The 24158-nt window shown below is 36.1% G+C and carries 24 protein-coding genes; 16 read left to right on the top strand and 8 right to left on the bottom strand.

Features of this window, described 5'->3' with window-relative positions; genetic code table 11:
• Nucleotides 1-7 precede the first annotated feature (7 nt).
• Nucleotides 8-562 carry an AmmeMemoRadiSam system protein A gene (gene amrA, locus ACM66U_RS07150; protein WP_346388870.1) on the bottom strand — a complete coding sequence of 185 codons (555 nt, stop codon included), beginning with the start codon at nt 560-562 and terminating at the stop codon, nt 8-10.
• Between the two features lie 62 nt (nt 563-624).
• Between amrA and ACM66U_RS07145 the strand changes: the two genes are divergently transcribed.
• From ACM66U_RS07145 to ACM66U_RS07120, 6 genes are all read left to right on the top strand, one after another.
• Nucleotides 625-1572, top strand: coding sequence for an AAA family ATPase (locus ACM66U_RS07145; protein WP_151900122.1), 948 nt, complete (start codon nt 625-627; stop codon nt 1570-1572).
• Nucleotides 1573-1576: 4 nt separating this feature from the next.
• Nucleotides 1577-2437, top strand: coding sequence for a DUF58 domain-containing protein (locus tag ACM66U_RS07140; protein ID WP_418640418.1), 861 nt, complete (start codon nt 1577-1579; stop codon nt 2435-2437).
• On the top strand, nt 2434-2820 hold the full coding sequence (locus ACM66U_RS07135) for a hypothetical protein (RefSeq protein WP_151900124.1): 387 nt from the start codon (nt 2434-2436) through the stop codon (nt 2818-2820). Before ACM66U_RS07140 ends, ACM66U_RS07135 begins: the two co-directional genes overlap by 4 nt.
• A gap of 94 nt (nt 2821-2914) precedes the next feature.
• Nucleotides 2915-3727 (top strand): vWA domain-containing protein, encoded by an 813-nt coding sequence (locus tag ACM66U_RS07130; RefSeq protein ID WP_418640417.1) that lies wholly within the window; start codon nt 2915-2917, stop codon nt 3725-3727.
• A complete protein-coding gene (locus ACM66U_RS07125; RefSeq protein WP_418640416.1) occupies nt 3728-5275 on the top strand; it encodes a vWA domain-containing protein in 1548 nt (515 codons plus the stop codon).
• Entirely contained in the window at nt 5253-6632 is a 1380-nt protein-coding gene (locus ACM66U_RS07120; RefSeq protein ID WP_418640415.1) for a BatD family protein, read from the top strand. The genes ACM66U_RS07125 and ACM66U_RS07120 overlap by 23 nt, the downstream gene beginning before the upstream one ends.
• 21 nt (nt 6633-6653) lie before the next feature.
• Here ACM66U_RS07120 and ACM66U_RS07115 read toward each other — a convergent pair whose 3' ends face one another.
• The 5 genes from ACM66U_RS07115 to ppk2 all read right to left on the bottom strand — a co-directional run bounded on the left by ACM66U_RS07115 (nt 6654) and on the right by ppk2 (nt 11439).
• Nucleotides 6654-7667, bottom strand: a complete 1014-nt coding sequence (locus ACM66U_RS07115; protein ID WP_346388865.1) for a cytochrome-c peroxidase — start codon at nt 7665-7667, stop codon at nt 6654-6656.
• A 330-nt stretch (nt 7668-7997) separates the two neighbouring features.
• On the bottom strand, nt 7998-8942 hold the full coding sequence (pdxA, locus tag ACM66U_RS07110; protein ID WP_346388864.1) for a 4-hydroxythreonine-4-phosphate dehydrogenase: 945 nt from the start codon (nt 8940-8942) through the stop codon (nt 7998-8000).
• Complete coding sequence (locus ACM66U_RS07105; protein ID WP_151900132.1) at nt 8939-9721, bottom strand: pyridoxine 5'-phosphate synthase; 783 nt, start codon at nt 9719-9721, stop codon at nt 8939-8941. Before ACM66U_RS07105 ends, pdxA begins: the two co-directional genes overlap by 4 nt.
• The gene (locus tag ACM66U_RS07100) at nt 9718-10434 is read right to left on the bottom strand and encodes a lysophospholipid acyltransferase family protein (protein WP_346388862.1); all 717 of its coding nucleotides are present in this window, start codon (nt 10432-10434) and stop codon (nt 9718-9720) included. Before ACM66U_RS07100 ends, ACM66U_RS07105 begins: the two co-directional genes overlap by 4 nt.
• A gap of 63 nt (nt 10435-10497) precedes the next feature.
• Nucleotides 10498-11439: a polyphosphate kinase 2 gene (gene ppk2, locus ACM66U_RS07095; RefSeq protein ID WP_188110054.1), complete on the bottom strand. Its 942-nt coding sequence runs from the start codon at nt 11437-11439 to the stop codon at nt 10498-10500.
• 86 nt (nt 11440-11525) lie between these two features.
• On the opposite strand from ppk2, the gene ACM66U_RS07090 reads away from it, so the two are divergent.
• Complete coding sequence (locus ACM66U_RS07090; RefSeq protein ID WP_418640414.1) at nt 11526-12395, top strand: CHAD domain-containing protein; 870 nt, start codon at nt 11526-11528, stop codon at nt 12393-12395.
• On the opposite strand, the gene ACM66U_RS07085 is transcribed toward ACM66U_RS07090, so the two are convergent.
• The gene (locus ACM66U_RS07085) at nt 12367-14298 is read right to left on the bottom strand and encodes a thioredoxin domain-containing protein (protein ID WP_418640413.1); all 1932 of its coding nucleotides are present in this window, start codon (nt 14296-14298) and stop codon (nt 12367-12369) included. The two genes, ACM66U_RS07090 and ACM66U_RS07085, sit on opposite strands and share 29 nt — an antisense overlap.
• Before the next feature lie 277 nt (nt 14299-14575).
• Between ACM66U_RS07085 and ACM66U_RS07080 the strand changes: the two genes are divergently transcribed.
• Both ACM66U_RS07080 and ACM66U_RS07075 read left to right on the top strand, forming a co-directional pair.
• Nucleotides 14576-15076 carry a nucleoside 2-deoxyribosyltransferase gene (locus tag ACM66U_RS07080; RefSeq protein WP_418640412.1) on the top strand — a complete coding sequence of 167 codons (501 nt, stop codon included), beginning with the start codon at nt 14576-14578 and terminating at the stop codon, nt 15074-15076.
• Complete coding sequence (locus ACM66U_RS07075) at nt 15073-17664, top strand: ABC transporter substrate-binding protein (RefSeq protein ID WP_418640411.1); 2592 nt, start codon at nt 15073-15075, stop codon at nt 17662-17664. Before ACM66U_RS07080 ends, ACM66U_RS07075 begins: the two co-directional genes overlap by 4 nt.
• A 3-nt stretch (nt 17665-17667) precedes the next feature.
• On the opposite strand, the gene ACM66U_RS07070 is transcribed toward ACM66U_RS07075, so the two are convergent.
• Nucleotides 17668-17889 carry a (2Fe-2S)-binding protein gene (locus ACM66U_RS07070; RefSeq protein WP_151900138.1) on the bottom strand — a complete coding sequence of 74 codons (222 nt, stop codon included), beginning with the start codon at nt 17887-17889 and terminating at the stop codon, nt 17668-17670.
• Nucleotides 17890-18019: 130 nt separating this feature from the next.
• Here ACM66U_RS07070 and dsbD point away from each other — a divergent pair, with 130 nt between their 5' ends.
• From dsbD to soxZ, 7 genes are all read left to right on the top strand, one after another.
• Nucleotides 18020-19756, top strand: a complete 1737-nt coding sequence (dsbD, locus tag ACM66U_RS07065; protein ID WP_418640410.1) for a protein-disulfide reductase DsbD — start codon at nt 18020-18022, stop codon at nt 19754-19756.
• Nucleotides 19757-19786: 30 nt separating this feature from the next.
• Entirely contained in the window at nt 19787-20881 is a 1095-nt protein-coding gene (locus ACM66U_RS07060; protein ID WP_346388858.1) for a cache domain-containing protein, read from the top strand.
• Nucleotides 20878-21531 carry a response regulator transcription factor gene (locus tag ACM66U_RS07055; protein WP_151900140.1) on the top strand — a complete coding sequence of 218 codons (654 nt, stop codon included), beginning with the start codon at nt 20878-20880 and terminating at the stop codon, nt 21529-21531. Before ACM66U_RS07060 ends, ACM66U_RS07055 begins: the two co-directional genes overlap by 4 nt.
• A complete protein-coding gene (locus ACM66U_RS07050; protein ID WP_418640409.1) occupies nt 21521-22678 on the top strand; it encodes a sensor histidine kinase in 1158 nt (385 codons plus the stop codon). Before ACM66U_RS07055 ends, ACM66U_RS07050 begins: the two co-directional genes overlap by 11 nt.
• A gap of 79 nt (nt 22679-22757) precedes the next feature.
• On the top strand, nt 22758-23282 hold the full coding sequence (gene soxX / locus ACM66U_RS07045) for a sulfur oxidation c-type cytochrome SoxX (protein ID WP_151900142.1): 525 nt from the start codon (nt 22758-22760) through the stop codon (nt 23280-23282).
• An 18-nt stretch (nt 23283-23300) separates the two neighbouring features.
• The gene (soxY, locus tag ACM66U_RS07040; RefSeq protein WP_418640408.1) at nt 23301-23768 is read left to right on the top strand and encodes a thiosulfate oxidation carrier protein SoxY; all 468 of its coding nucleotides are present in this window, start codon (nt 23301-23303) and stop codon (nt 23766-23768) included.
• A gap of 51 nt (nt 23769-23819) precedes the next feature.
• A complete protein-coding gene (gene soxZ, locus ACM66U_RS07035; protein WP_193149969.1) occupies nt 23820-24155 on the top strand; it encodes a thiosulfate oxidation carrier complex protein SoxZ in 336 nt (111 codons plus the stop codon).
• Nucleotides 24156-24158 lie beyond the last annotated feature (3 nt).

The following is a 24158-nucleotide window of genomic DNA, read 5'->3' as shown; positions in this document are numbered from 1 at the left end:
GGAAGTCTTAAAAGACTATCGCTTCATATACATACAGCGTTGCATCCTTGCAATGCTCGGGTGCAATTCCCGCTTTTTCAATGCAGCAGCTTCTGACAAACTGCTCTTTGTCCCATCCCATATCTGTTGCAACTTGCGGTAAATAGGTACCGTTTTTATTGCCGTATTCAATATATATTCCATGTTTGCCGACAATGACATCATCAACAGAATTGACTTTTTTTCTCGGTGTAAGCACTGAAATTTCAATCTCTATATTGTCAAGTTCTTCTTTTGTGACAGGGGTAAAACGGGTGTCATACCGTGAAGCGGAAATTGCCATATCTATAATGACTTGATAAAGAGGCTCATCCGGTTCAAATCGTCCTATACAGCCTCTGAGTCTGCCGTTTTCTTTAAGTGTGACAAAAGCACCGAGGTGCAGTTTGAATTTTGGAGGTACTTTCTCTTCATCGAGGGCAATTTTTCGGTTATGTATAACAGCTTCATAAAGCGCTGCTTTTGCTATCTCTTTGAGTGCTTTTTTTTCTTCGTTTGTGAGGTAAAATTCATCTGTGTCCATAATAAAACTCCTTTGTAGATATATTTTACATATCTTTTACAAACTAATACTACACTTTATATATGAAAAACAAGATAAAATTATTAAAACAAGAAATAGCAAAAGGGGTCATCGGTCATGAAAATATGATTGATGCTCTGCTTATCGGACTTATTACAAACGGACATATATTGCTTGAAGGGGTTCCCGGTCTTGCAAAAACAACGGCTGTCAATGCCTTGTCAAAAGCATTGAGCCTGGATTTTAAACGTGTGCAGTTTACTCCTGATTTACTGCCGTCAGACATTATCGGAGCAGAGATTTATGATGTCAAATCCGGAGAGTTTAAAATTAAACACGGTCCGGTTTTTACAAATTTGCTTTTGGCAGATGAAATAAACAGAGCGCCTGCAAAAGTACAATCGGCACTCTTGGAAGTCATGCAAGAGAGACAGGTTACAATTGGTGATGAAAGTTTTAAAATCGAACCTCCGTTTTTGGTGCTTGCAACACAAAATCCGATTGAGCAGGAGGGCGCGTATACTTTGCCCGAAGCGCAGTTAGACCGCTTTATGTTTAAAGTAATTGTCGGTTATAACACAGAAGATGAAGAGTATTTAATAGCACAAAAAGCTGCAAATGAGACTTTTGAAACCATTGAACCGGTTCTTTTGGCCAGTGAACTCGAAGAGATGAAAGAAGAGGTAAAGGCTGTTTATATCGAAGAGGAGTTGAGTACCTATATAGTAAGACTGATCTTTGCAACAAGAGATCCGAAAAAATACGGTCTTGAAGCGTTGGAACGATATATAGCTTTTGGAGCAAGTCCGCGTGCAACGATAAATATGCTCAAAGCCGTCAAAGCAAGAGCCTATTTAAGAGGGAATGATTTTGTCTCTCCTATAGATATTGCTCTGAGCATCAAAGATGTATTGCGACACCGTATCATTTTAAGTTATGACGCCATTGCAGAGGGGTTAAGCAGTGATGATATTATTCAAACAATCCTAGAATCTATAGAAATACCGTAACAGCATGCTGAAAACACTTTTGGAGTCCAATAAAAAACTTGTACTAATCCTTATCAAAACACAAAGAGAAGTCTTTAGTAAAATTGCAGGGGAAAATATTTCAAAAAAAAGAGGCGAGGGATATGATTTTCAAGAACTCAGAGAGTATGAAAGCGGAGATGATATAAGGCATATTGACTGGATTATAAGTGCAAAAACTACAAAACCCTATGTGAAAGTTTTTCATCAGCAAAAAGAACTCAATGTAGTGATTGTTCCGTTTTTATGCGGTTCTCTTCATTTTGGAACGAAAATACTGAAAAAAGATTTACTGACTCAGATTTGTGCATTACTCAGTTACAGCTGTGTCAAGCAAAACAATCCCTTTGAGAGCTATATCTGCAGTGATACACTCTTTTTGTGTACGCAAAAAACAAAACAGCTCTTTGCTGTGCGAAGACTGCTGGAAAAGGTTGAGAGTTTTGATGTCCTTGGAAAAACATTGGATTATTCGTATAGTACAGAGGCTCTTTACAGACAAATTCAAAGAAAGAGTATTCTGTTCTTAATCGGAGATTTTTTTGATACGCATGATTTAAATTTGATGGCATTGAGTCTGAAACATGAGCTTGTACTTATTATTGTCCGTGACCGTTTTGAAGAAAATCCTGCAGAACTGGGAGAGTTGCATATTACCGACCCGGCTTTGGGTATGAGTGCAGAGATAAGCCTTAACAAAAAAACGCTCCATTCCTATAGAAAAAAAATAGTACAAAATGATGAGATGCTGTATAAAAAACTGCAAACAGCAGGAGTCCGTTTTGTGAAAATTTACACAGATGAAGATCCGGCTGAAAAAATTATCGGTCTTATGGAGAAAACATGAATGAAATAAATGATATTTTTGCTCCTGTAACAGTACCGGACAACTCTTTGTATCTGTTAGTGTTTTTTATACTGCTTTTTTTTATACTGTTTTTTGCACTCTTTTATTTTTATAAAAAAAGAGTGCAAAAAAATAAAACAGACGAAACATGCTATTTGAAAATACTGCTGCATTCAAATTTTTATAATGTCAAACAAAGTGCCTATCTTTTTACCTATTACGGAAGAAAACTGGCAAAAACACAAGAGCAGAAAAAAGAGCTTGAGCATATAATTTCACAGCTTTTTCTCTATAAATACCAACAAAAATCTCTACAGATACCGCAAAAGCTCTCTCATGAAATAGAGAATTTTTTAGATACGCTAAGAGAATTCTATGCTTAATTCCTTTCATTTTACATATCCCTTTTTTTTGCTGCTGCTTCCTTTGTTTGTTTTGAGCACTTTGTTATTCAATCAGGAAAAAGAATCTTTCTATATGCCTCATTTTTTGCAACTGCTCTCGCATGTTAAGAAGAAACACTATGCAAGAGAAATTTTAAAATGGGCTATGATTACATGTATGACTGTTGCATTGAGCGATCCTGTTGCAGTGAAAAAAATAAAAGCAGTCAGGAGCAATGCCGTTGATATTGTGCTGGCACTTGATACCAGCGGTTCTATGAGTACTTATGGTTTTAATGAAAAAAATTACAAACAAAGCAGACTGGATGTGGTAAAAGAGGTCGTGAAAAGTTTTATAGATATGAGAAAGAGAGACAGAATAGGTTTGGTCATTTTTGGTACAACAGCCGCTATAGCCTCTCCTCTGAGTTTTGACAAAGAGGCGCAAAAAAATATCGTGGGCAAGATTGAAGTGGGGGTTATTGGAAAAAGCACAGCTTTGATTGATGCTCTCGTCTCCTCTGTAACGCTTTTGAAAAATGCAAAAAGTAAGTCAAAAATCATTATACTGTTGAGCGACGGAGAAGACTCTGCAAGTAAAATTCCGCTTGCATTTGCACTGAAACTGGCAAAAAAATACAGCATAAAAATTTATACGATAACCATAGACAAAAGTTACAGCAACATGATGAAGGTTATTGCCAGTAAAAACGGTGCACAAAACTTTGAAGTGCAAAATAAAAAAGATTTACTTAAAGTCTACAAACGCATTGATAGGCTGCAAAAAAGTGAACTCGAGTACAATACTTTAGATGTAGAAGAGCATATATATTTTTATTTTCTTCTGTTTTCGTTGTTATGCGCAATCTTGCTTGTAGCACATGTAAAAACGAGAGGGGTGTTGTAAATGTTCTTTTTATATGATTATGTGCTGTACCTCTTGGTTGTTCCTGCATTACTCTTTGTTTTCTCTTTTAAAAAGAGCAACAATATTCTTGAAACTGTTTTTTCTCAGGCAGTGATCAGACAACTCACATTACACCCTCAGTTAATACAAGCTTCCATGCGCTACAGATATTTTTTACTTGTCATATTTTTGATGATAATCGCACTTGCCCGTCCTGTATATCTGAAACAAAATACGGTGATCAAACAGATGAGTAGTTCGGCTGTTATTGCACTTGATGTCTCAGAATCTATGAACTCATCAGATATTTATCCGAGCCGTTTCACTTTAGCCAAAGAAAAACTTGTAAAACTCATCGAAAAAGCAGAGCATTTACATGCAGGGGTACTGCTGTTCGCTAAAAACAGCTATATGCTTTATCCTCTCAGTGAAGATACACAGGCTCTTGCCTATATGCTTAAAAACGCTCAGATAAAGCAAAAATTTGAGCCAAACACCAATCTCTTTGGAGTATTTGAGGCAAGTGAAAAAATGCTGCATACGGAAAAAACAAAAAATATAATTTTACTGAGTGACGGTGGTGAAGATGTCACAAGAGTGGATGAAACTGCATATATTAGAAAAAATCATCTAAGGCTGTATGTCATTGATTTTGCATCCAGGAAAAATAATGCCTTGAACAATATGGTGCAAAAGAGTCATGGGTATTATACAAAGTATCAATGGGGAGAGGGTGACATAGAAAAAATTCTCAATGCCATACAAAAGAGTTCGCAAAAGATATCTGCTGATGCATATGATATGAAACAGTATCAGGAACTGTTTATGTATCCTTTGGGGCTTGCACTGTTGATTCTCTATTTTGTTTTTATACTTGGCTTGAAAAAAAAGCATACAGTTAAACTGACAGTGTTGTTTGCTCTGATGCAGCTGACTTTTTTAAATACTCCTGTAAATGCGGGTGCTTTCGATTTTATTACACTGCAAAAAGCAAAGTCTTTTTATGCAACAAAGCAGTATGAGCAAGCGGTAGAATGTTATAAAAAGCTCAAGCCTACAAGCGCAGTTAATTATAATATTGCCAATGCTTTGTATAAAAAACATGAATATTTACAGGCAATAAAGTATTATAAAAAAGCACTCGGCAAAGATAAACTGTTCAATGCAAAAATTTATCACAATATCGGCAACTGTTATGTACAAAGAGGGAAACTGGAACTGGCAAAGTCTCAGTTTGAGCATTCTTTGCAACTGCATGTTTTTGATAAGACAAAAAAGAATTTACAGATAATTACACAGGAGCTTAAAAAAAGAAAAAAACTCAAAAAGATTTTCAGCAGAGGCACGGCAAAAGTATGTTTTAAAAACAGGCTTGAACAAATGAATAATGATTATAAAGTCAGTTCAAAATACAAGATAAAACTGCAAAAACTGGTTTTGTCAGAGGAAGAAAAATGGATAAAAATAATACAAAAACAAAAAACTCCTGTTTTCTTGCAAAAAATCCGGACAAAAAGGAGCAGCAGTGACAGTAAAAAACCTTGGTAGTATAATTTTTTTACTCTTTTGTATTCCTTTGGAACTGTATGCATGGGTACAAACAACTGCACCCAAAGAGATTGTCAAAACAGAAACTTTGGAGTTTCGCGTGGTTGCAAAAGGTTTTCATGTTACATTTCCAATGATAGAGTATATAGACGGGTATATCGTGCAAAATGTAAGAACTTTCCATGAGGCAACGCTGATTCATGCGAAAAAAGCAGACAAAGTGACTAAAATTTACTCTTTGGCACCGACCGAAGATGTTACATTACCTGCTTTTAGTATCAAAGTTGACGGCAAGGTTGAAAAGACACAGCCTTTACATGTAAAGGTGAAAAAACGCACACAAACACATTCACCGGATTATAGACTCAGTATGAACATCAGCAATATAACGCCGATGGCAGGAGAAAAGTTTCTGTTACATGTAAGGCTTGTCTGTAAAGATGATGTAGAAGACTATAGTGTTGAGACCCCCCGTTTTAATGATTTTGCATTGCAGGAAATCAGTGACAAAGAGTATAAAAACGATAAAGGCGAATGGGTCGAAGAGCTTCGCTATGAAATCATAGCCCAAAAAAGCGGTACTTTTGTTTTAAATCCCATAAAAGCTGCAATAGAACTCTCAAGCCCAAAATATGCAAAACGAAATATTTATTCTAATGCTCTGAACCTGGAAGTGAAAAAAATTCCAAATAATCTTACTGTTATGGGTTCTTATGAGCTTCATGCAAGTGTGAATGTCAAATATGTCCAAAAAAATCAGCCGGTACAATTCACACTCTCTCTGCAGGGCAAGGGCAATATCAATAATTTTGATGATATAAACATAAGTATAGCAGGTGCAACCGTATACGAAAAAAGTACAAAAAAACTGCACCAGGGAGAGGAAGAAATTTATCAAAAAAGTTTTGAAATTGTTTCGGATAAAAACTTTACAATTCCCTCTGTTTCTTTAGAATATTTTGACATCAAGGAGCAAAGAGTAAAAGAGATAACAACACAGGCTTTTGCGATACATGTGGAAGATGCTGTGTTTGAAGATACAACAAAAAAGAAGGAAAGGACAACTATGATGGAAAAAGCAGTTTATTTTTTGTCGGGAGTATTTGCAGCACTGTTTTTAGTTTACCTGTATCGGGTACTGAAAAATACTACAAGAACGGACAAAGAAAAAAGGATCAAAAAAGAGTTGCAGAGTATTGGGGATAAAGAGAAATTTTTGAAAAAAGTTGTACCTTATTTGGGAAAAAACAGATCACTGGACAGATTACTGTATACTCTTGAAAATGTAGAAAATGCTGAATTTAAGCAATTGAAAAAAGAGATAATCAGATATATCTGTGAAGAAGATATTTTATAGCAACATTATGTTGCTATAAAACTAGTTTAAGTTCGGTTTAGGAGTTTTATCTGTTGAAGCAGGAAGCATAGGCATCATCATATGCGGTTTTTTCCCTGTTAATGAACCTAAGAATGCTTCAATAGACTCAGCCTGTTTGTCCGTAATTTTCATTCCAAGTTGAATACGCCCCATCTCTTTGATAGCATCTTTTAAGTTCCAAATCATACCATTGTGAAAGTAAGGTGCAGTCTCAGTAATGTTTCTGAGTGTCGGTACTTTTACCATGCCGTTTTTGTCACCTTTAAAGTCACCTGTATTCATGTATTTGTATGTTGCTGCCACATTCAATACATTCATTTCACCGCCAAGTGCTACACCGTTATGACAAGATGCACAACCAACTTGAATGAAAGTTTTCAGACCCTCTTTTTGCTTTGGTGTCATTGCTTCTTTGTAACCATTCATAAATGCATCAAACGGTGCCGGTGTTACAAGTGTACGTTCAAAATTTGCAATAGTGTCCGTAATTTTTTCAAAAGTAATTTTTACGTTGTCACCGTATGCTTTTTTAAATGCTTTTACATATTCCGGCATAGATTTGACTACTTCTTCTATATGTCCTTTTGTTGCTGCCATTTCAGGATGGGCAAGTGCCGGTCCCTGTGCCTGCTCTTCCAAATCTTTTGCCCGTCCGTCCCAAAACTGAGAACCGAAAAACACTGCATTGTAAACTGTCGGTGCATTTAAGTGATGCGGATTGTGTCTCCACATATGTCCTGTTGAAGGACCTACGCCGTCATCTCCACCTTCCATTAAATTATGGCATGTGTTACATGAAATAAGACCACTGCGTGAAAGACGCGGATCCATATAAAGCTTTTCACCGAGTTTTACTTTTGCTTTTGTGATAGGATTTTTCGGATTGTCTATCAGTTTTAAAAGTTCAGTTTGTGAACTTGGAATTGGCATAAGGCCTGCGTTTTTTGCATCTTGAACCAATGATGATGCCATTAACGAAGCGGCTGTTAATGCTAGTGCTGCGATTTTTTTCATTTTGTCTTCCTTCTAAATATTTATAGGTGTAGTATAACAGAACTAATCTTAAAGGAAAATAATTATCATTTAAAAAAATTTATGGAATTTATCTTTCAAACTGGAACAGGAGTGACAAAAAGCAGCAACAGTCGGCACTGAAGTACCGATTCCGGAAAGAGAGTGTTGTTTGGAAAAGGGGCTTCAAAAGCATTTTTGGTATTTTTCAGGTCTGAAACAGCGATTTCGGGAAGAGAGTGTTGTTTGGAACCCGTACTTCAGTGCGGGCTTTGGGTATTAAAAGACTACATCCAAGGTTAAAACCCGGATTCGGAAAAAATATCAGTTTTTTTAACTTATTAAAGGAATTGATTCTTCAGATTTAATGAAATCCAATGCTGCCTGTACAGCATTGATATAACTCAGTGTTTTTGCTTTATTTTTGTAGGCGATGTCAAAAGCAGTTCCATGATCGACTGATGTGCGTATGATGGGCAGGTTAAGTGAAATATTAACACTTTCGTCAAAATAGAGTGCTTTGAGCGGAGCAAGTCCCTGGTCGTGATACATTGCTGCAAAATAGTTGTAGTTGTTGCGGCAGTAGGGTGCAAAGGCCACATCAGGCACCATTGGACCGACAAACTGTTCAAAGCCTATTTTTTTGTTGGCACTTTTTATTGCCTTCGTGATTATAAGCTCTTCATGCCCCAAAACACCGTTGTCTCCAGCATGCGGATTAAGACCGAGCACGGCTACAGGGGCTTTTGGAATTGTATTGTGCATATCCAAAAAGAACTGTTTGAGTTTTTTGTATTTTATACTTTTTGCAACATCTTTGAGTGGAATGTGTTCTGTAAAAAGTGCCACATACATTTTATGGCATCCTAGCATCATAATGGCTTCTTTGCCAAAGTGTTTGCGTAAGAGGTCTGTATGTCCTTTATACTCAAGTCCTGCCTGCATCCAGGCTTCTTTATGTATCGGTAAGGTTACAACGGCTTTGGCTTTTTTTTCTTCACACAAACGCACGGCAGCCATAAAAGAATCATAGGCGTACAAACCGCTCTTGGCAGCTACTTTTCCCGGCTGCAGAGCAAAATCTCCCGCAACTTCATAAAGTGTGAAATCATCAGGGATGCTTACATGTAACAGTGCAGAGGCTTTTTGCAAGATATTTTTATTGATGCAGTAAACCGGATGGCATATTTTAGCAATCTCTTCATGTGCTTTGAGTGCTATCTCCAGTCCGACACCGTTTACATCACCGACACTTACGGCTATTGTTGGTTTATTCATCGCCTTGTAACTCTTTTCATCTCTTGTATCGCTTCACGTAATCCGGTAAAAACACTGCGGGCGATAATGCTTTGTCCGATGTTCAACTCTGTAATCTCCTGAATCTGCATGATTTCATCTACATTATGATAATTGAGTCCATGGCCTGCTGCTACTTCGAGACCAAGTTCTTTTGCATATCTTGCAGAGAGTTTTAACTCTTCGAGGGCAGTTTCCAGTCTGTCACTGAGTTCATATCTTGGAAATTCAAGTTCTTTTACAGAGTGATTTGATTTTGGCAAAGAGGAGTGAAGCATCGCAAAAAGATTTGCAAAAAGTCCGGTGTGAAGTTCGACCATCTCGGCTCCGAGCTTTTTTGACTGTTCTATCGCATCTGTAGAGGGGTCAACAAACAGCGAAACAGGAATGATGGCGTCATGGAGTTGCTCAATTGCATAGGATATTTCATTTTCATAGGCAAAAACATCAAGTCCGCCTTCTGTGGTAACTTCTTCTCTTTTTTCAGGAACCAAGGTTGCACGATGAGGCCTGACCTTACTGACAATGTCGAGTATTTTTTTATTAATCGAACATTCCAAATTAACAGGCACCTTCGAAAACTGCAAAATATTTGTAACATCATTGTCCTGAATATGTCTTCTGTCTTCTCGTAAGTGTATAGTAATCTGATCAGCACCGCTTTCACAGGCGACGTAAAGTGCCTGCAAAATATCAGGGTCATTTACCTGCCTGGCTTCTCGTAAAACTGCTACATGATCAATGTTTACACCAAGTTTCATTTGTTTCCTTTTGTTTTTTCTTTTACTGATTTATAAAATTCAAGATACTTTTCTTCCAAATTCTCATAGTTGATGATTTCGCCTATATGGACTTCAACAGTGTAAGGTTCATTGTAAGGGGCATTTTTAAATACCTTTTCAAGTTTGTCATTGATATATACAGGAACTATGTCAAGGTTGTTTGCTTTGGCTATTTTTGAAGCACCGCTTTGAAATTGTTTAATGCCTTCTCCATTGTATCTCTCACCTTCTGGAAAGATGTAAATATTTAAGTCATCAACTTTGGCAAGTGTTCTTTTGATGGTCTTAAAAAAGCGTACGAGTCCTTTTTTGTTTTCCAAATCTACAGGAATACATCCGCTGTATTGAAAAAATTTGCCATATATCGGGTCTTCAAAAAGTTCCTGTTTTGCTATCCAGGCACCACTTTTGCTGTATCTTGAAAAAATATTTTCCATCACGAGAATATCAAGCAGAGAACGGTGGTTGATTGCATAAAGAATTTTGTCTTTGTTTGGAAGTTTGCCTACAGGTTTTACTTTGATATTCAAAAAGTCCAAAACCTTGTTTGAATACTCCTGTCTTGCTTTTGAGAGTTCCTGATAGGCATATTTTTGTGTGATAAACGGATGAAAATAGGTTTGTTTGAAAATTTTTATATATTTGAAGCCAAGCTCAATCATAAAAATAAATTTTCCTAAATCTTTTAGCATGAGGTGCCCTTTCATTGAAAAAGAAAATTATAGCTAAAAATATACAACCCTTTTGTAACACGCCTACGCATTGTCTTTTTTTAAGGTCATCTCTGTTTCCATGATTCTGATTTCATCATTGGCAGAAATACGTATGTCAGCATCTGCTTTGAGTTTCTGTTTGTCAATTTTTTTCGGATAGTCAAAATGGTTTAATATATGTTTGATGGTATTTATACGGGCTTTTTTCTTGTTATCGGAACGAATGATTGTCCAGGGTGCATAGTCTGTATGAGATGCTAAGAGCATAGAATATTTCGCTATGGTGTATTTGTCCCATAAATCTTGTGATTTTTCATCCACCGGTGAGAGTTTGTACTGTTTGAGCGGGTCTGTTTTTCTCTTTTCAAAACGTCTTTTCTGTTCGGCTTTTGAAACAGAAAAATAGAATTTAAAAATTTTTATATTGGAATTGACAAGCATCTTTTCAAATTCGGGAACTTCATGTAAAAACTCTTTATGCTCCTCTTGTGTACAAAAGCCCATAACAGGCTCAACACCTGCACGGTTATAGTAACTTCTGTCAAAAAGGACTATCTCTCCGGCTGATGGCAGGTGTTGGACATATCTTTGAAAATACCACTGTGTTCTCTCTTTGTCACTGGGCTTGTCAAGGGCTACTACTCTTGCACCACGAGGATTGAGATGTTCTGTAATACGTTTGATAGTCCCGCCTTTTCCCGCAGCATCACGACCTTCAAAAATCATTAAAACCTTCTGTCCTGTCTCTTTGACATGGTTTTGCATTTTTAAGAGTTCTATCTGTAAATCTTTGAGTTCACTTTCATATCGCAGGACTTCATCTTTTACCCAGACGGCAACACGTTTCTTATGAGGGTCTTTGCCTCTTTTGTCCTCAGTGTCTTTCTCTTTTGTTTTATTTTTTCTTCTGTCTTCATGTACAATATCTTTTAAATCAGTACCTTCTTTTATCTCATCTTCGAGCATAGTTCTTTCATGTCCCATCTTTTTATCCTTTGATTTATTATAATCACTTTCACCTTAACATAAATTTTGTTCTATGTTATAATGGTACAAGAAGGTATGAAAAGATGGATGTAAGTATTGAATCAGCATTTAAAAATTTTTTGGAAATTGATTTTAAAAAAATAAAAAAATACAAAAAAGCTGTGCTTGCAAAAAAAAAGACCGAACCCCTGCATCAAATGCGTGTCTCTTTGAGAAGGATGCGCTCTGTATTGTTTACTTTTCAATCCGTAATACCAAAAAAAATTACAAAAAAAATTGACATAAAAATTGCAACCGTGGCCTCTTATTGCAACAGAGCCCGTGATATTGATGTTTACATGGAAACATACTTGAAAAAAGAGACATTGTCTTCTACAGAATCGCTGCTTTATAAAATTGTTGTCCACTACAGAGAAAAAGAGTATAAAAAGATTCAAAAGTATTTAAAGTCTCACAAATATAAAAAGCTTATAAGAGAACTAAGAAGATGGATACAAACAAAAAAATGGCGAAAAAAGCTTAAAAAAAAGGAGTTGTCCGCCCTGGAAAAAAACATTATTCCTTTTGCCGAAAATTTTTTAAAAAGCTATACAAATGAAATAATTTTATACGGTTCCACAACAGGGGCTGTCCTGGAAGATGAACAGGCACACAAATTACGAATTAAATTAAAAAAACTGCGATATGCCACAGAGCTGTTTTCCGCTTATCTGCAAAATAAAGATACTTTCAGAAACACACTCAAAGAACTACAGGATATTTTAGGAAAACTTCATGATATATATGTAACAAAAGAGTTGCACAAAGTTTTTCTGCAATCCCAAAAAAACAAAAAACTTTTTACCTTTACAAAACAACTTGAAGCAGAGAATACAAAGAGGAAAAAAAAGCTTAAAGAAGCTTTTTTTCTAAAGTGGAAAGAGTTTAGAAAGATTGCTCAACAAGTTGATTAATCTTATCCACATCCTGTGTATTTGCAAAACAGCTTTTCTCTCCGCATATCATGAAATCATCCGTTTCACTTCTTTTTAACAGTGTGAACGGATATTTTATTTTTGCCAGTTTGTACGCGTAGTTGTAAATGTTTTGTTCGCTTGTTTTTATAACTCTGTCTCCTTTGACATATCGTAAAGCCTGTATAAGCATAGAGGGGTAGTAAATTGGCTTACGCCCGAGTTCATAAGAGTTGTATTCCATTGTTTTAAAGGCAAAATGGGTATATTTTTCATCTTCAAGAAGTGTTCCGAGGGTTTGTAGAACATCTATCATAATACTGACGGAACTTGTATATGTTGTATCCGTAATTTCTGCTTTTACAGCAAATTCGCCGCTACTGAAGTTCCACAGTCCTTTGTCGTAAAACTCTTCCAGTGCTTTGTTGACAAACCGTTGGGCATGTATAAGATACATTTCATTTTGTGTGTATTTAAAAGCGCTGAGAAGTGCCTGTGAGAGAAATGCATAATCTTCCAAAAAAGCTTCAACTTTTGGCTTTTTGTGTATAAGTGTCGTATGATACAGTTTTTCATCAATAAAGAGTGTTTCAAGAAGCTTATCAAGGCTTTTTATGGCTTTTTCTTTGTACTTGCTATCAACAGTTCCAAGTAAAAATAAAGCATTTATCATCATACCCGACCATGATGTCTGTACTTTTTTGTCTGTAAAAGGGTAGTCTCTTTTTTGTCGAATTTTTTGCAGAAGCGGTTTTACATTACTGAACCATGCAGGAATCTCTTCTTCAAAACGAATGATATTTTTGCCTTCAAAATTTCCGTGATGCGTAACATGCATCGTTTCACACATCTCTTTTGCATTTTCATATCCATTTTGAACAAGAAGCATATAAACTTCATCATAGGTATAAACAAAGTAGCTTCCCTCTCCCTCCTCACTGTCGGCATCACTTGCACTGTAAAAAAGTCCATCTTCACTCATAAAGTTGTACCAGAAGTCTGCTGTCTCTTTTGCAATATGCAAATATGTTTTATCCTCATATAGCAAATAGGCTTTTGTGTAGACACCACAGAGCAGGGCATTGTCATAGAGCATCTTTTCAAAATGCGGCACAAGCCATTTTTCATCTACACTGTAACGGCAAAAGCCTCCGTCTACAAGGTCATACATACCGCCTTTAATCATGTTTTTGAGTGTATTTGTCAGCATTGTTTTTGCATCGGCATCATTGTAGAGTCTTGCAACAACAAGCAGGGCATCAAGAGTGGAAGCACGTGGAAATTTCGGTTTATCTGAAAAACCGCCGTTTTGTGCGTCATAATTGTTTTTGGCTTGGAGCAGAAAATTTTTATAAAACTCCTCTTTTAACACAGTCGCTTCTTTTGGATGCTCTTTTTGACCCAAAAAGCCTTCTATCTCATTGGCATTTTCAAAGAGTTTGGGATCCCCCTCTTTTACTTTTCTTGCTATAAGTTGTGTAATCTCTTTAAAACCCATGCCTTCTATGCTGCCAGAATTTGATTCAGGCGGTATGTAAGTGGCGGCAAAAAAGGGTTTGTTCTGTGGTGTACAAAATATACTTGTCGGCCATCCTCCGGCGCGACGATTCAAAAGCATATATACTTCCTGATAATATTTGTCTATATCCGGACGCTCTTCTCTGTCTACTTTTATAGAGATGAAACTTTCATTTAAAATATCCGCACACTCTTTGTCTTCAAATACTTTTTCTTCCATTACATGGCACCAGTGACAGGAACTGTAGCCTATGCTGATGAAAATTGCTTTGTTTTGGGCCTCAGCCTGAACAAAAGCCTCCTCACACCACGGCCACCAGTCTACGGGATTGTCTTTGTGCTGCTGCAGGTATGGAGAATCTTCGTTTGCTAATCTGTTTGACATAGTTTGTAACCTCTTGTATTTTATAGGGTCAATGCCATTAAGTTAAGCAATTTTTTCGGAACCCGTACTTTAGTGCGGGCTTTGTGTCTTTCAAAACTAAAGCCTAGGGTAAAACCTGGGTTCCAAGAAAACATCAAACTTATTTCTTAACTTAATGGCATTGATTTTGTATGGTAGGGTATGAAAAAAGGGCTGATGCTTTGCTTAAGCGTGTAATTTACACAACTTGTATAAAAACATGATACAATAGTGTTGAATTTAGTGAATAGAGTATTGTATGAAAAAAATCTATATAGCCGGACCTGATGTTTTTGAGCCTGATTCTATTGCAATTGGAAAAAATTTAGTGCAAATGTGCCAAAAATATGGATATGAAGGTCTCTACCCGCTTGACAACATTGTTGATTTTTCACAGCAAAAACATAAAATTGCACAGGATATATTTGATGCAAATATTGCAATGATACAAGAGGCTGACATAGTGATAGCCAACTTAAATCCTTTTCGCGGGAAAGAGCCTGACAGCGGAACTGTTTTTGAGTGCGGATATGCCTATGGACTCAAAAAAGAGGTATACGGATACTTAAGTCCTGCCTGTAATTATATTGACAGATTTACAGAAGATGAAAGATTTGCAAAAGAGGGATCTTTTTACGATTTGGATGCAAGAGTGATAGAAGATTTTGATTATCCGCTTAATCTAATGCTCTCCTGTTCTACAAAAATTATAGAAGGCAGTTTTGAAACAGTTTTAAAATTTTTAAAAGGCAGAGAATGAGATTTTTCCTATTGATACTCTTCTTTTTATGTGGTTTCACAGAAGCCGATACAAACCGAGGACATGCTGCAGATGCCTTGGAAAAAGTCTCTTTGCAACTCCACTGGAAATATCAGTTTGAGTTTGCGGGGTTTATTGCCGCCAAAGAAAAGGGATTTTACCGTGATGCCGGTCTGGATGTGGAGATCAAAGAGTACAGGACGGGGATGGATGTCGTTGATGAGGTTCTCTCACAAAGAGCAAATTACGGTATTTACAACTCTTCTATTTTACTGGAGTATCTGCAGGGAAAACCCCTGATTCTGTTGGCGTCATTTTTTAAGCGTTCCGCACTTGTATTGATTACACAGCCTTCTATCCATTCTCCCAAAGATCTGATCGGCAAAACAGTGATGTCTTCGCTTGTTGATGATTTCAGGCTTAATTTTAAACCTTATTTGGATGGATACGGCGTAAAGATAAGTGATCTTAAAATGGTTCCGCAAACATACCGTGTGGATGAGTTTGCAAAAGGTGAAGTCGATGCTATGACGGCCTTTATTTCCGATCAGCCTCACAAACTTGACAAACTCGGTGTAAAATATAATATTCTGGATCCCTCAAATGATAACCTCTTTGTCTTGCAGGAGGAACTCTTTACCTCCGCTGCTGAACTGAAAAACCATCCCTACCGGGTGCATGCTTTTAAAAAAGCTTCCATAAAAGGCTGGGAATATGCTCTCTCGCACAGAAAAGAGATTGCCAAAATTATTCATGAAAAATATGCGCCACAGCTGGACACAGAGACATTGGAATATGAAGCAGAAACAATCAACAAACTGATATTGCCTTTTATATATGACATAGGTTCCATAGACAGAAACTTCCTGCATAAACAGATGCAGCTTTTTAAAAATGATTTTCATGTGGGTGCGGGAAAAACACTGGATGATTTTATTGTAAAGCCCGGGATAAACGGACTTGCATTGACAGATGAGGAACAAAGATATATAGAGTTGCATAAAAAGATATCTTTGTGTGTAAATTATGATTTTTTTCCGATTGACGGATTTAAAGACGGCAGACACATTGGTATTATGGCTGATGTGTTTGCAATGATTGGCAATAAAACAGGTTTTGAGTTTATTCCTGTAGAATCACACTCAGAAGAAGAGTTGTTCCAAAAACTGCAAGAAAAAAAATGCAAACTACTTGCAGTCGTGGCAACGAATAACAGGTATTTTACTACTGTCAGACCGACAAAACCTTTCAGCAGTACCCATTTCACATTGTTAAGCAGGCTTGACAAATCCTTTGTTGAAAACCCTCTGTTTTTAAAAGGAAAGTTGTTGCTGGTGCAAAAAAACTCATTTAAAAATTATTTAAACTATCTGTATCCCTATTTAAATATTGAAGTGGAAGAGAATAAAAATACAATGGTGAAAAAAGTGCTCGACGGCAGAGCCTATGCTATTGCATCCATAGATGAACAGGCGGACTATTTTATTGACAAATATGGATACGGAAAGCTGAAGATCAATGGATTCCTGGCAAAAGAGAGGCTGCTGCATGGCAGTATCGGTGTGCAAAAGGATGAACCGGTCTTGTACTCAATTATGCAAAAAGTTTTGAAGAGTCTTTCCAAAGAGAAGATAGAAGCAATAAAAAACAGCTGGAGACTCACGCGGTATCATGAAAGAGTTGATTACTTTCTTTTATGGATGGTTTTAGGGGTTGTTGCAATCATTTTTTTTATTATGATTTACTATCAAAGAAAATTGAAAAACTTCAATGCGGCACTTGAACAAAGAGTGCAGCAAAAAACAAAAGAACTGCAGGAGACAAATGAAATTTTAAAACACAAAGTACAGGAAAAAGCAAAAGAACTGATAAAAAAAGATGAAATTCTGACTGCACAGTCAAAACAGGCTGTAATGGGAGAAATGATCAGTATGATTGCCCATCAGTGGCGCCAGCCCCTAAATACAATTACACTTCAAATCTCAAATTTACAGTTAAAATATCTTATGGGACAACAAATTTCCAAAGAGGATATTATGCAGACTTTGGAAGATATCAGTGATTCTGTTGTGTATCTTTCAGATACGATTGAGGATTTCAAGACATATTTTCGCCCAAACAAAGCTCCTCAAGAGACTGACATGAGAGGATTGCTCAAAAAAGCAATAAAATTTGTTGAGCCAAGACTCAAGTCAAATAAAATTAAGCTCCAAACAGAATGTGATTCTGAGTTGTATGCAAATGTATATGCAAATGAACTGATACAGGTTTTACTGAATCTGTTAAACAATGCCATTGAAGCATACGAAAATAAAAAAACAGAAGATAAGATTATAAAGCTTACATGTAAACAGAGCGGTCCGAAGATTCAGATTGATGTGACTGACAAAGCGGGAGGTATAAGAAAAGAACACTTGTCCAAATTGTTTGAACCCTATTTTTCTACCAAAGGCAAAAACGGAACAGGCCTTGGACTGTACATGTCAAAAATGATTATAGAAAAACAGTTTGGAGGGAGTATCAGTGTGGAAAGTTCAATGTTTGGTACAACTTTTACCATAGTCATACCAAAAGATGTACAAAAATAATATTTAGATTTGTTTTCTTTTTACCATTGCCAAAACCATCGGGAGGTTGAGCCCGTCGTTATGGTATCCTTCATCTCTGCATGATTCACATTTGTCACCCATAGGGCATATGTCGTTTTGCAGGAGTTCTTGGAGGGTTGTGAAATTATTCTCTTTTATACAATCAGCTATATCTTTTAGAGTCAGCGAATTGCATACACATATTTCAGTATCTAAATCTATCATGTTTTTAAAAACCTTTTTCTTTGATATGGAATTATAATATATTTTTATTAACACAAATTTTATATTTATGAGATACAATTACATAAAGAATACATACAAAAATGTAATATTTTCCTAAAAGGACAGATATATGAAACTGTTGAATAAAATATTTTTAATTTTGACTTTTAGCCTCGGCTTGCTTCATGCAAGCGCTTTTTTAATGCCGGACCAGGCATTTAAACCTTATGCCAAAGTCAATGACACAATGCAGATAGAAACAGGTGTGAAAATTGCCAAAGATATTTATCTGTATGTTGATAAATTAAAAATTGAACTGATTGATGCAAAAGGTTTGTCCATACAAAGCATCACAAAGCCTGCTGCATCTGAGCACCAGGGCGACAAAGTTTATATCAAGTCACCGAATTTTATTGTTACATTGAAAAAAGATGCTTCCTTGAAAGGGATGCAAACAATAAAATTAAAAATCTCTTACCAGGGATGTTCGGAGCAGGGCTTGTGTTATGAACCAAGTACAAAAGAGTTTACACTCACTGTGGATACAGACAAACTCTCTTCAACAAACGATGCGTTAGGTACAAAAACAGAAAAAAAATCAGAGACTGACTCTATAGCAGATACGATAAAATCAAGCAGTTTTTTTGTTATTTTGGCAACTTTTTTCGGGTTTGGCGTGTTACTCTCTTTGACGCCTTGTGTATTTCCTATGATTCCTATAATTTCCGGTGTGATAATTTCTCAGGGTGAAGGACTTACGACAAAAAAAGCTTTTGCCCTCTCTTTGGTTTATGTACTTGCAATGGCTGTTGCCTATACAATTGCAGGTGTTTTAGCAGGAGTCTTTGGAGCTAATCTGCAAGCAGCATTGCAAAATCCCTGGGTTGTCTACTCTTTTGCAGGTATCTTTGTTGCTCTTGCTGCAAGTATGTTTGGTTTTTATGAATTGAAACTTCCTGATGCACTTGTAACCAAAGTAAGTACAAATACAAATCGTAACGGTTTTATAGGTGTAGCCATTATGGGATTTCTCTCAGCACTTATTGTCGGTCCCTGTGTTGCTGCTCCTTTGGCAGGTGCTTTGGTATACATAGGACAAACGGGTGATGCACTCTTAGGCGGGGCTGCACTTTTTAGTATGAGTATAGGAATGGGTGTTTTACTTGTTTTAGTCGGTGTAAGTGCCGGTAAGTTTATGCCTAAACCTGGTCCGTGGATGGTTATGGTCAATGAAATTTTTGGCGCATTAATGTTGGGTGTTGCTATTTGGATGCTTGAAAAAGTACTGCCGTCATCTGTTACTACTTTGATGTATGCAATTGTCGGAATAGGATTCAGTGTTCATTTTGGAGCCTTTGACAAAGACGGACACAGTTTCAAGCGGAGTCTGTCTTTGCTCTTGTTTCTCTACTCTTTGGCACTTTTCATGAGTGTTTTAGCAGGCGCACCAAGTATAAAACAGCCGCTTGGATTTTTAAAATCACAGGCTGCAGGTACAGTGCTTCCTGCAAATGAGAAAAAGTTGACATTTACAAAGGTAACCTCATTGGATGAGCTCAATGCTTTGTTGAAAAAAAACAGAAGTAAAAAAATAATGCTTGATTTTGCAGCTGACTGGTGTACGGCATGTAAAGAACTTGAAGAGGTGACTTTTGCAGATCCGAGAGTAAAAGAAAAATTAAGTGAATATGTTCTGATTCGTGCTGACGTTACGGCAAACGGAGCAAAAGAAAAGGCACTCTCTAAGGCATATGGTGTTTTTGGTCCTCCTGTGATGATCTTTTTTGACAAAGATTTAAATGTAGAGAAATCCAAAACAATTGTAGGATTTATAGAACCGGAAGCGTTCTTAAAACATCTTCAGTAATTTGGACTAAAGAATAGAGGCGGAGTTTATTTGTTAAAAAAAATAGTAATCTTTTTTGGGGGCATTATACTGATCACATTGCTTCTGAGCTTATACTACAAAAATGAAGTCAAAGAAGAAAAAATTTACCATATTATGGATCAAATGCGGCTGACACTTGACTCACAGCTCAAATCTCATGAAATGGATGATCTGAAAATTGCGCTGCTCCTTTCAAAAAATGAAGCACTTGTCAATGCCCTGGAAAATGATGATGAAGATCTGGGCTATAAAATTTTAGAAGATATTACACAGAATATTGAAAAAAACACCGGTATGCATATACGTGCCCAGGTCATTACAAAAGAGCTGAATATCTTTGCAAGAAGCTGGGATGACATTTATGCCGGTATGCCGATAGGTGACTACAGACTGGATCTGCAATATTTCTATACGCATACAAACCCCCGTACCTCTGTAGAAATCGGACGCCGTCTGGGTATAAAGGCAACAGTGCCTGTATATAAAAACGGTAACTTTTTGGGCTTTGTGGAAGTCATCTCTTTTTTTAAATCTATAACAGACTTTTTCAGCTCCATGGGTGTTGATTTGTATGTGTTACTCGATGTAAAACACACAGATACTGCAGTTTTGATGATGCAAAACCTGACAATTGACAATTATGTTCTGGCAAACAGAAACTATAATTATGCACATATTCAAACCCTCAACCATATTGATTTTAAAGAACTGAAGCTTAACGGTGTTGTTTATGCAGATGAAAAATATATTTTTTATGAAAATATGAAAGACGGAAGTGGTACAATAATAGGAGCTTTTGTCTTTGTACTGCCAAAAAGATATTTGGATTATTTTAGAAATCCGGAAGATGATATCTCTTTTTTAATTAATGTTACAAGAAGCGGACTGTATGATGTTGTCAAAGAAAAAAAATATCAAAACAACATATATAAAGACTACAGTGCCAAATCAATGGTCTATCTGCAGGATGTAATAGACAAAGAAGAGAGACAGCTGTTTTTTGACGAAGCCTATGAAAAGTTTGATAAATACTCCAAAGACGAGTTGATTCAAATGATGCTTAACAGAAAAATTGTAAAAAAAATAGACGGGAAAATTAAATGAAAATTTTACTTTTGGAAGATGAATACTCTTTGCGTATCAGCGTAGAAGAATTTTTGAGTGATCTTGGATATGAAGTAGACGGGATTACGGATGGACTTGAAGCATATGATGCTGTTTATGATAAAAGTTATGATCTGCTTCTTTTGGATGTAAATGTTCCCTCTTTGAACGGTTTTGAACTTTTAAAAAAACTGCGTGCAGATGAAATTACAACACCTGCCATATTTCTAACATCAATGACGGATGTTGATGATTTAAAAGAGGGTTACAAAAGAGGGTGCTGTGACTATATCCGCAAGCCGTTTGATCTCGAAGAGCTTGAACTGCGTATAGATCAGGCAATTGCAAGTCATTTGCAAAATGACGGTAACAGTGTAGAACTCGGCTGTGGTCTGGTGTATGATTTGAAAAAAAGCAAACTGACGAAAGATGATGAAGAGATTGTACTGAGAAAAACAGAAAAAGATTTGCTTGAAGTGCTTATCAAGCATAAAAACTCTATAGTTTCTACAGAAATGTTTCAAGATGAAGTATGGGGAGAGTATGTGGAACCGGCTACAATACGAGTTCAGCTCAACAATCTTAAAAAGAAACTTCCACAGGCAGTCATACAAAACAGACGCGGTTTAGGGTACATTATTGAAAGATAATAAATATTCGGCAAAATATGCGCTTATTTATACTTTTTTGGTTTCCGGCATACTGCTGACGCCTCTGTTTTTTTATTTCGTCTATATGAAAAACATCCATTCTATTCAAAATGAACTTTTTTTAAAAGAAAAGTCTCTTTTGGTGGTAAAAGCGATGGAAGAATTTAACCAGGATGATGAATATTTTGAGTACCCAAGGTTTAAAACATTTCAGTCAGGTCTTTATGACGAAGGTTTTCATCCGATTTTTACCTTGATTGACACTCCGATCAATTATTTTAAAGAGGGATATTATTTAGAAGGCAACAACGCCTACCTCATTGTAACCTTGCCCAAAGAGAGATATTTCGGTGCGAGATATCTTATACTGAAAAATGAAATCTCCTTTGCACCTGTGTATGAAAAAGTGTTTATTATCCTTTTTACCATTGTTGTCTTCGTCTTTATACTGAGTCTCTTTTTTCTAGGCAGTTTCGCCAAACCTTTTCAAAGAATAAACAAGCAGCTGGACAACTTTATAAAAGACTCCATGCATGAAATAAATACACCCCTCTCTATCATTAATGTAAATATTGATCTTTACAACAGAAAATATGAACAAAACAAATATATGCAGAGAATGAAAGCTGCCGCAAAAGTACTCTCTAATATCTACAATGATATGGACTATCTTATAAAATATGAACGCTTGCATCATGAAAAAAAAGATATAGATCTTGCCGAGTTTTTAAAAGAACGTATAGAGTATTTTAATGAAGTTGCCAAAATGAAAAATATTCAGATCAATGCATCAATACAGGAGTGCGGAATGGTATATATGAATGACAAAGAACTGCAGCGTCTCATAGACAACAATATATCCAATGCCATAAAATACTCGTATGAAAATTCAAATATTGATATTACTCTTTTTAGGAAAAATGAAAAATGCCATTTGAGTTTTAAAGACTATGGTGTAGGCATTGAAAAAGTTGAAAAGATATTTAGCCGATATTACAGAGAAGACAGCAGCAAAGGCGGTTTTGGAATAGGGCTCAATATAGTAAAAGCAATCATAGACAAAGAAAATATAGAACTTAAAATAGAGTCACTTCCGAAGCAGGGAAGTCTGTTTATCTACACATTTCCTAAAAAAAAGACAAATTAAATATAAATAAAACTGATTTTACATAAATTTTACATTTAGTAGTTACACTTACTCCATAAAACAAATAGGAGGAACGAGAATGAAGAAAACTGTTATGATGTCATTACTTGTGGGTGTTTCATTATTTGCTACTGATTATAGCAAAGTAATAACACATCCGGATGCGAGTAAGATGATAGAAAAAGATTTGTTAGCACCACCAAAAGTATATAGTATGCCAGCCGGTTGTGTAACAACTGACCCTGATGCAATAGCAAGAGGTGCATATATTTTCCATAATTTAAACGGAAAGAAGGCAAAGAAAAACCCGCCAAAAGGTTTGTCTAGAAAAACGAAAGACGGAAAAGTCAAGCAATACGGAAACTGTGTTGCCTGCCATAATATAGAAGGTGCTAAAGGTGCTGGTAATATAGGTCCTGATTTAACTGACTATAGAGAAAACTTTATAGAGAGTGGTGCAAGAGACAACCAGTTTGTTTTTCAAAAAATAGCTGATGCCCGTATTGACAATCCGGATACTCATATGACAATTAACTTAACAACCAAGTTATTCACTCCAAGAGAAATATGTGATATTACTTCATATATTGTTGCTCCAAAATAATTATAAGGAATTTAAACTATGCAAAGAAGAGATTTTTTCAAAAAACTAGGAACAGTAGCTGTGGTATCAGCTGTTATGCCAGCGATGAGTTTTGCCGGTGGTTCGAAACCTATAAGTCCAAATAAAATGGATTATAATACTGCTGTAAACACGATAACAGGTGGGAAAACCCCTAAACCTTCAAAAAAAGTAAAATTAAAAGTTCCGGAAATTGCGGAAAACGGTGCAGTTGTTCCTGTAACAGTTACAGTTGATTCTCCAATGACTGAGAGTAACTATGTAAAAGCTATTCATATTTTAACAGGAAAAAATTCAAATGCTCGTACAATTGATGTTTATTTGACTCCTGCTAACGGCAAAGCAATGTTTTCAACACGTATTAAACTTGGTGGTACGCAAAAAGTAACTGCTTTGGTAGAGTTGAGCAATGGAGAGTTTTTAACAGCTTCTCAAAGTGTTAAAGTAACTATTGGTGGTTGTGGTTGATTCTAGCCAAACATTTAAAGTCAAGAAAAATATAAAATAGAGGAATTGAAAATGCAAGAAAGAAAGTCACTGATTAAAATCAAGCCAAAAAGATATAAAAACGGCGAGATAGTCAAAGTTAGTTTTATGGTTATGCACCCAATGCATACTGGTATGGCTAAAGATAAAAAAACGAAAAAAATTATTCCGGCAAAATATATAAACAGTGTAAAGTTTATTTATAACGGAAAAGAAATTACAAGTATGAAAGTCTGGGAGTCATTATCTGTAAACCCTGTATTTACTACATACATGAAAATTAACGGCAAAGGGAAACTGACTGTTAAATATACGGATAATACTGGCGAAGCGCACGAAAAAACCAAAAAGATTAAACCAAAAGGATAATCA

It is taken from the genome of Sulfurimonas sp. ST-27 (assembly GCF_048081595.1).
In the GTDB taxonomy this organism is placed as follows: Bacteria; Campylobacterota; Campylobacteria; order Campylobacterales; family Sulfurimonadaceae; genus Sulfurimonas; species Sulfurimonas hydrogeniphila.
This window is presented reverse-complemented; position numbering and strand designations above follow the sequence as displayed.

What these genes read in the sequence shown, in the direction of transcription:
- amrA (WP_346388870.1), bottom strand. Translation starts at nt 562, where the DNA reads ATGGACACAGATGAATTTTACCTCACAAACGAAGAAAAAAAAGCACTC.
- ACM66U_RS07145 (WP_151900122.1), top strand. Translation starts at nt 625, where the DNA reads ATGAAAAACAAGATAAAATTATTAAAACAAGAAATAGCAAAAGGGGTC.
- ACM66U_RS07140 (WP_418640418.1), top strand. Translation starts at nt 1,577, where the DNA reads ATGCTGAAAACACTTTTGGAGTCCAATAAAAAACTTGTACTAATCCTT.
- ACM66U_RS07135 (WP_151900124.1), top strand. Translation starts at nt 2,434, where the DNA reads ATGAATGAAATAAATGATATTTTTGCTCCTGTAACAGTACCGGACAAC.
- ACM66U_RS07130 (WP_418640417.1), top strand. Translation starts at nt 2,915, where the DNA reads ATGCCTCATTTTTTGCAACTGCTCTCGCATGTTAAGAAGAAACACTAT.
- ACM66U_RS07125 (WP_418640416.1), top strand. Translation starts at nt 3,728, where the DNA reads ATGTTCTTTTTATATGATTATGTGCTGTACCTCTTGGTTGTTCCTGCA.
- ACM66U_RS07115 (WP_346388865.1), bottom strand. Translation starts at nt 7,667, where the DNA reads ATGAAAAAAATCGCAGCACTAGCATTAACAGCCGCTTCGTTAATGGCA.
- pdxA (WP_346388864.1), bottom strand. Translation starts at nt 8,942, where the DNA reads ATGAATAAACCAACAATAGCCGTAAGTGTCGGTGATGTAAACGGTGTC.
- ACM66U_RS07105 (WP_151900132.1), bottom strand. Translation starts at nt 9,721, where the DNA reads ATGAAACTTGGTGTAAACATTGATCATGTAGCAGTTTTACGAGAAGCC.
- ACM66U_RS07100 (WP_346388862.1), bottom strand. Translation starts at nt 10,434, where the DNA reads ATGCTAAAAGATTTAGGAAAATTTATTTTTATGATTGAGCTTGGCTTC.
- ppk2 (WP_188110054.1), bottom strand. Translation starts at nt 11,439, where the DNA reads ATGGGACATGAAAGAACTATGCTCGAAGATGAGATAAAAGAAGGTACT.
- ACM66U_RS07090 (WP_418640414.1), top strand. Translation starts at nt 11,526, where the DNA reads ATGGATGTAAGTATTGAATCAGCATTTAAAAATTTTTTGGAAATTGAT.
- ACM66U_RS07085 (WP_418640413.1), bottom strand. Translation starts at nt 14,298, where the DNA reads ATGTCAAACAGATTAGCAAACGAAGATTCTCCATACCTGCAGCAGCAC.
- ACM66U_RS07080 (WP_418640412.1), top strand. Translation starts at nt 14,576, where the DNA reads ATGAAAAAAATCTATATAGCCGGACCTGATGTTTTTGAGCCTGATTCT.
- ACM66U_RS07075 (WP_418640411.1), top strand. Translation starts at nt 15,073, where the DNA reads ATGAGATTTTTCCTATTGATACTCTTCTTTTTATGTGGTTTCACAGAA.
- ACM66U_RS07070 (WP_151900138.1), bottom strand. Translation starts at nt 17,889, where the DNA reads ATGATAGATTTAGATACTGAAATATGTGTATGCAATTCGCTGACTCTA.
- dsbD (WP_418640410.1), top strand. Translation starts at nt 18,020, where the DNA reads ATGAAACTGTTGAATAAAATATTTTTAATTTTGACTTTTAGCCTCGGC.
- ACM66U_RS07055 (WP_151900140.1), top strand. Translation starts at nt 20,878, where the DNA reads ATGAAAATTTTACTTTTGGAAGATGAATACTCTTTGCGTATCAGCGTA.
- soxX (WP_151900142.1), top strand. Translation starts at nt 22,758, where the DNA reads ATGAAGAAAACTGTTATGATGTCATTACTTGTGGGTGTTTCATTATTT.
- soxY (WP_418640408.1), top strand. Translation starts at nt 23,301, where the DNA reads ATGCAAAGAAGAGATTTTTTCAAAAAACTAGGAACAGTAGCTGTGGTA.
- soxZ (WP_193149969.1), top strand. Translation starts at nt 23,820, where the DNA reads ATGCAAGAAAGAAAGTCACTGATTAAAATCAAGCCAAAAAGATATAAA.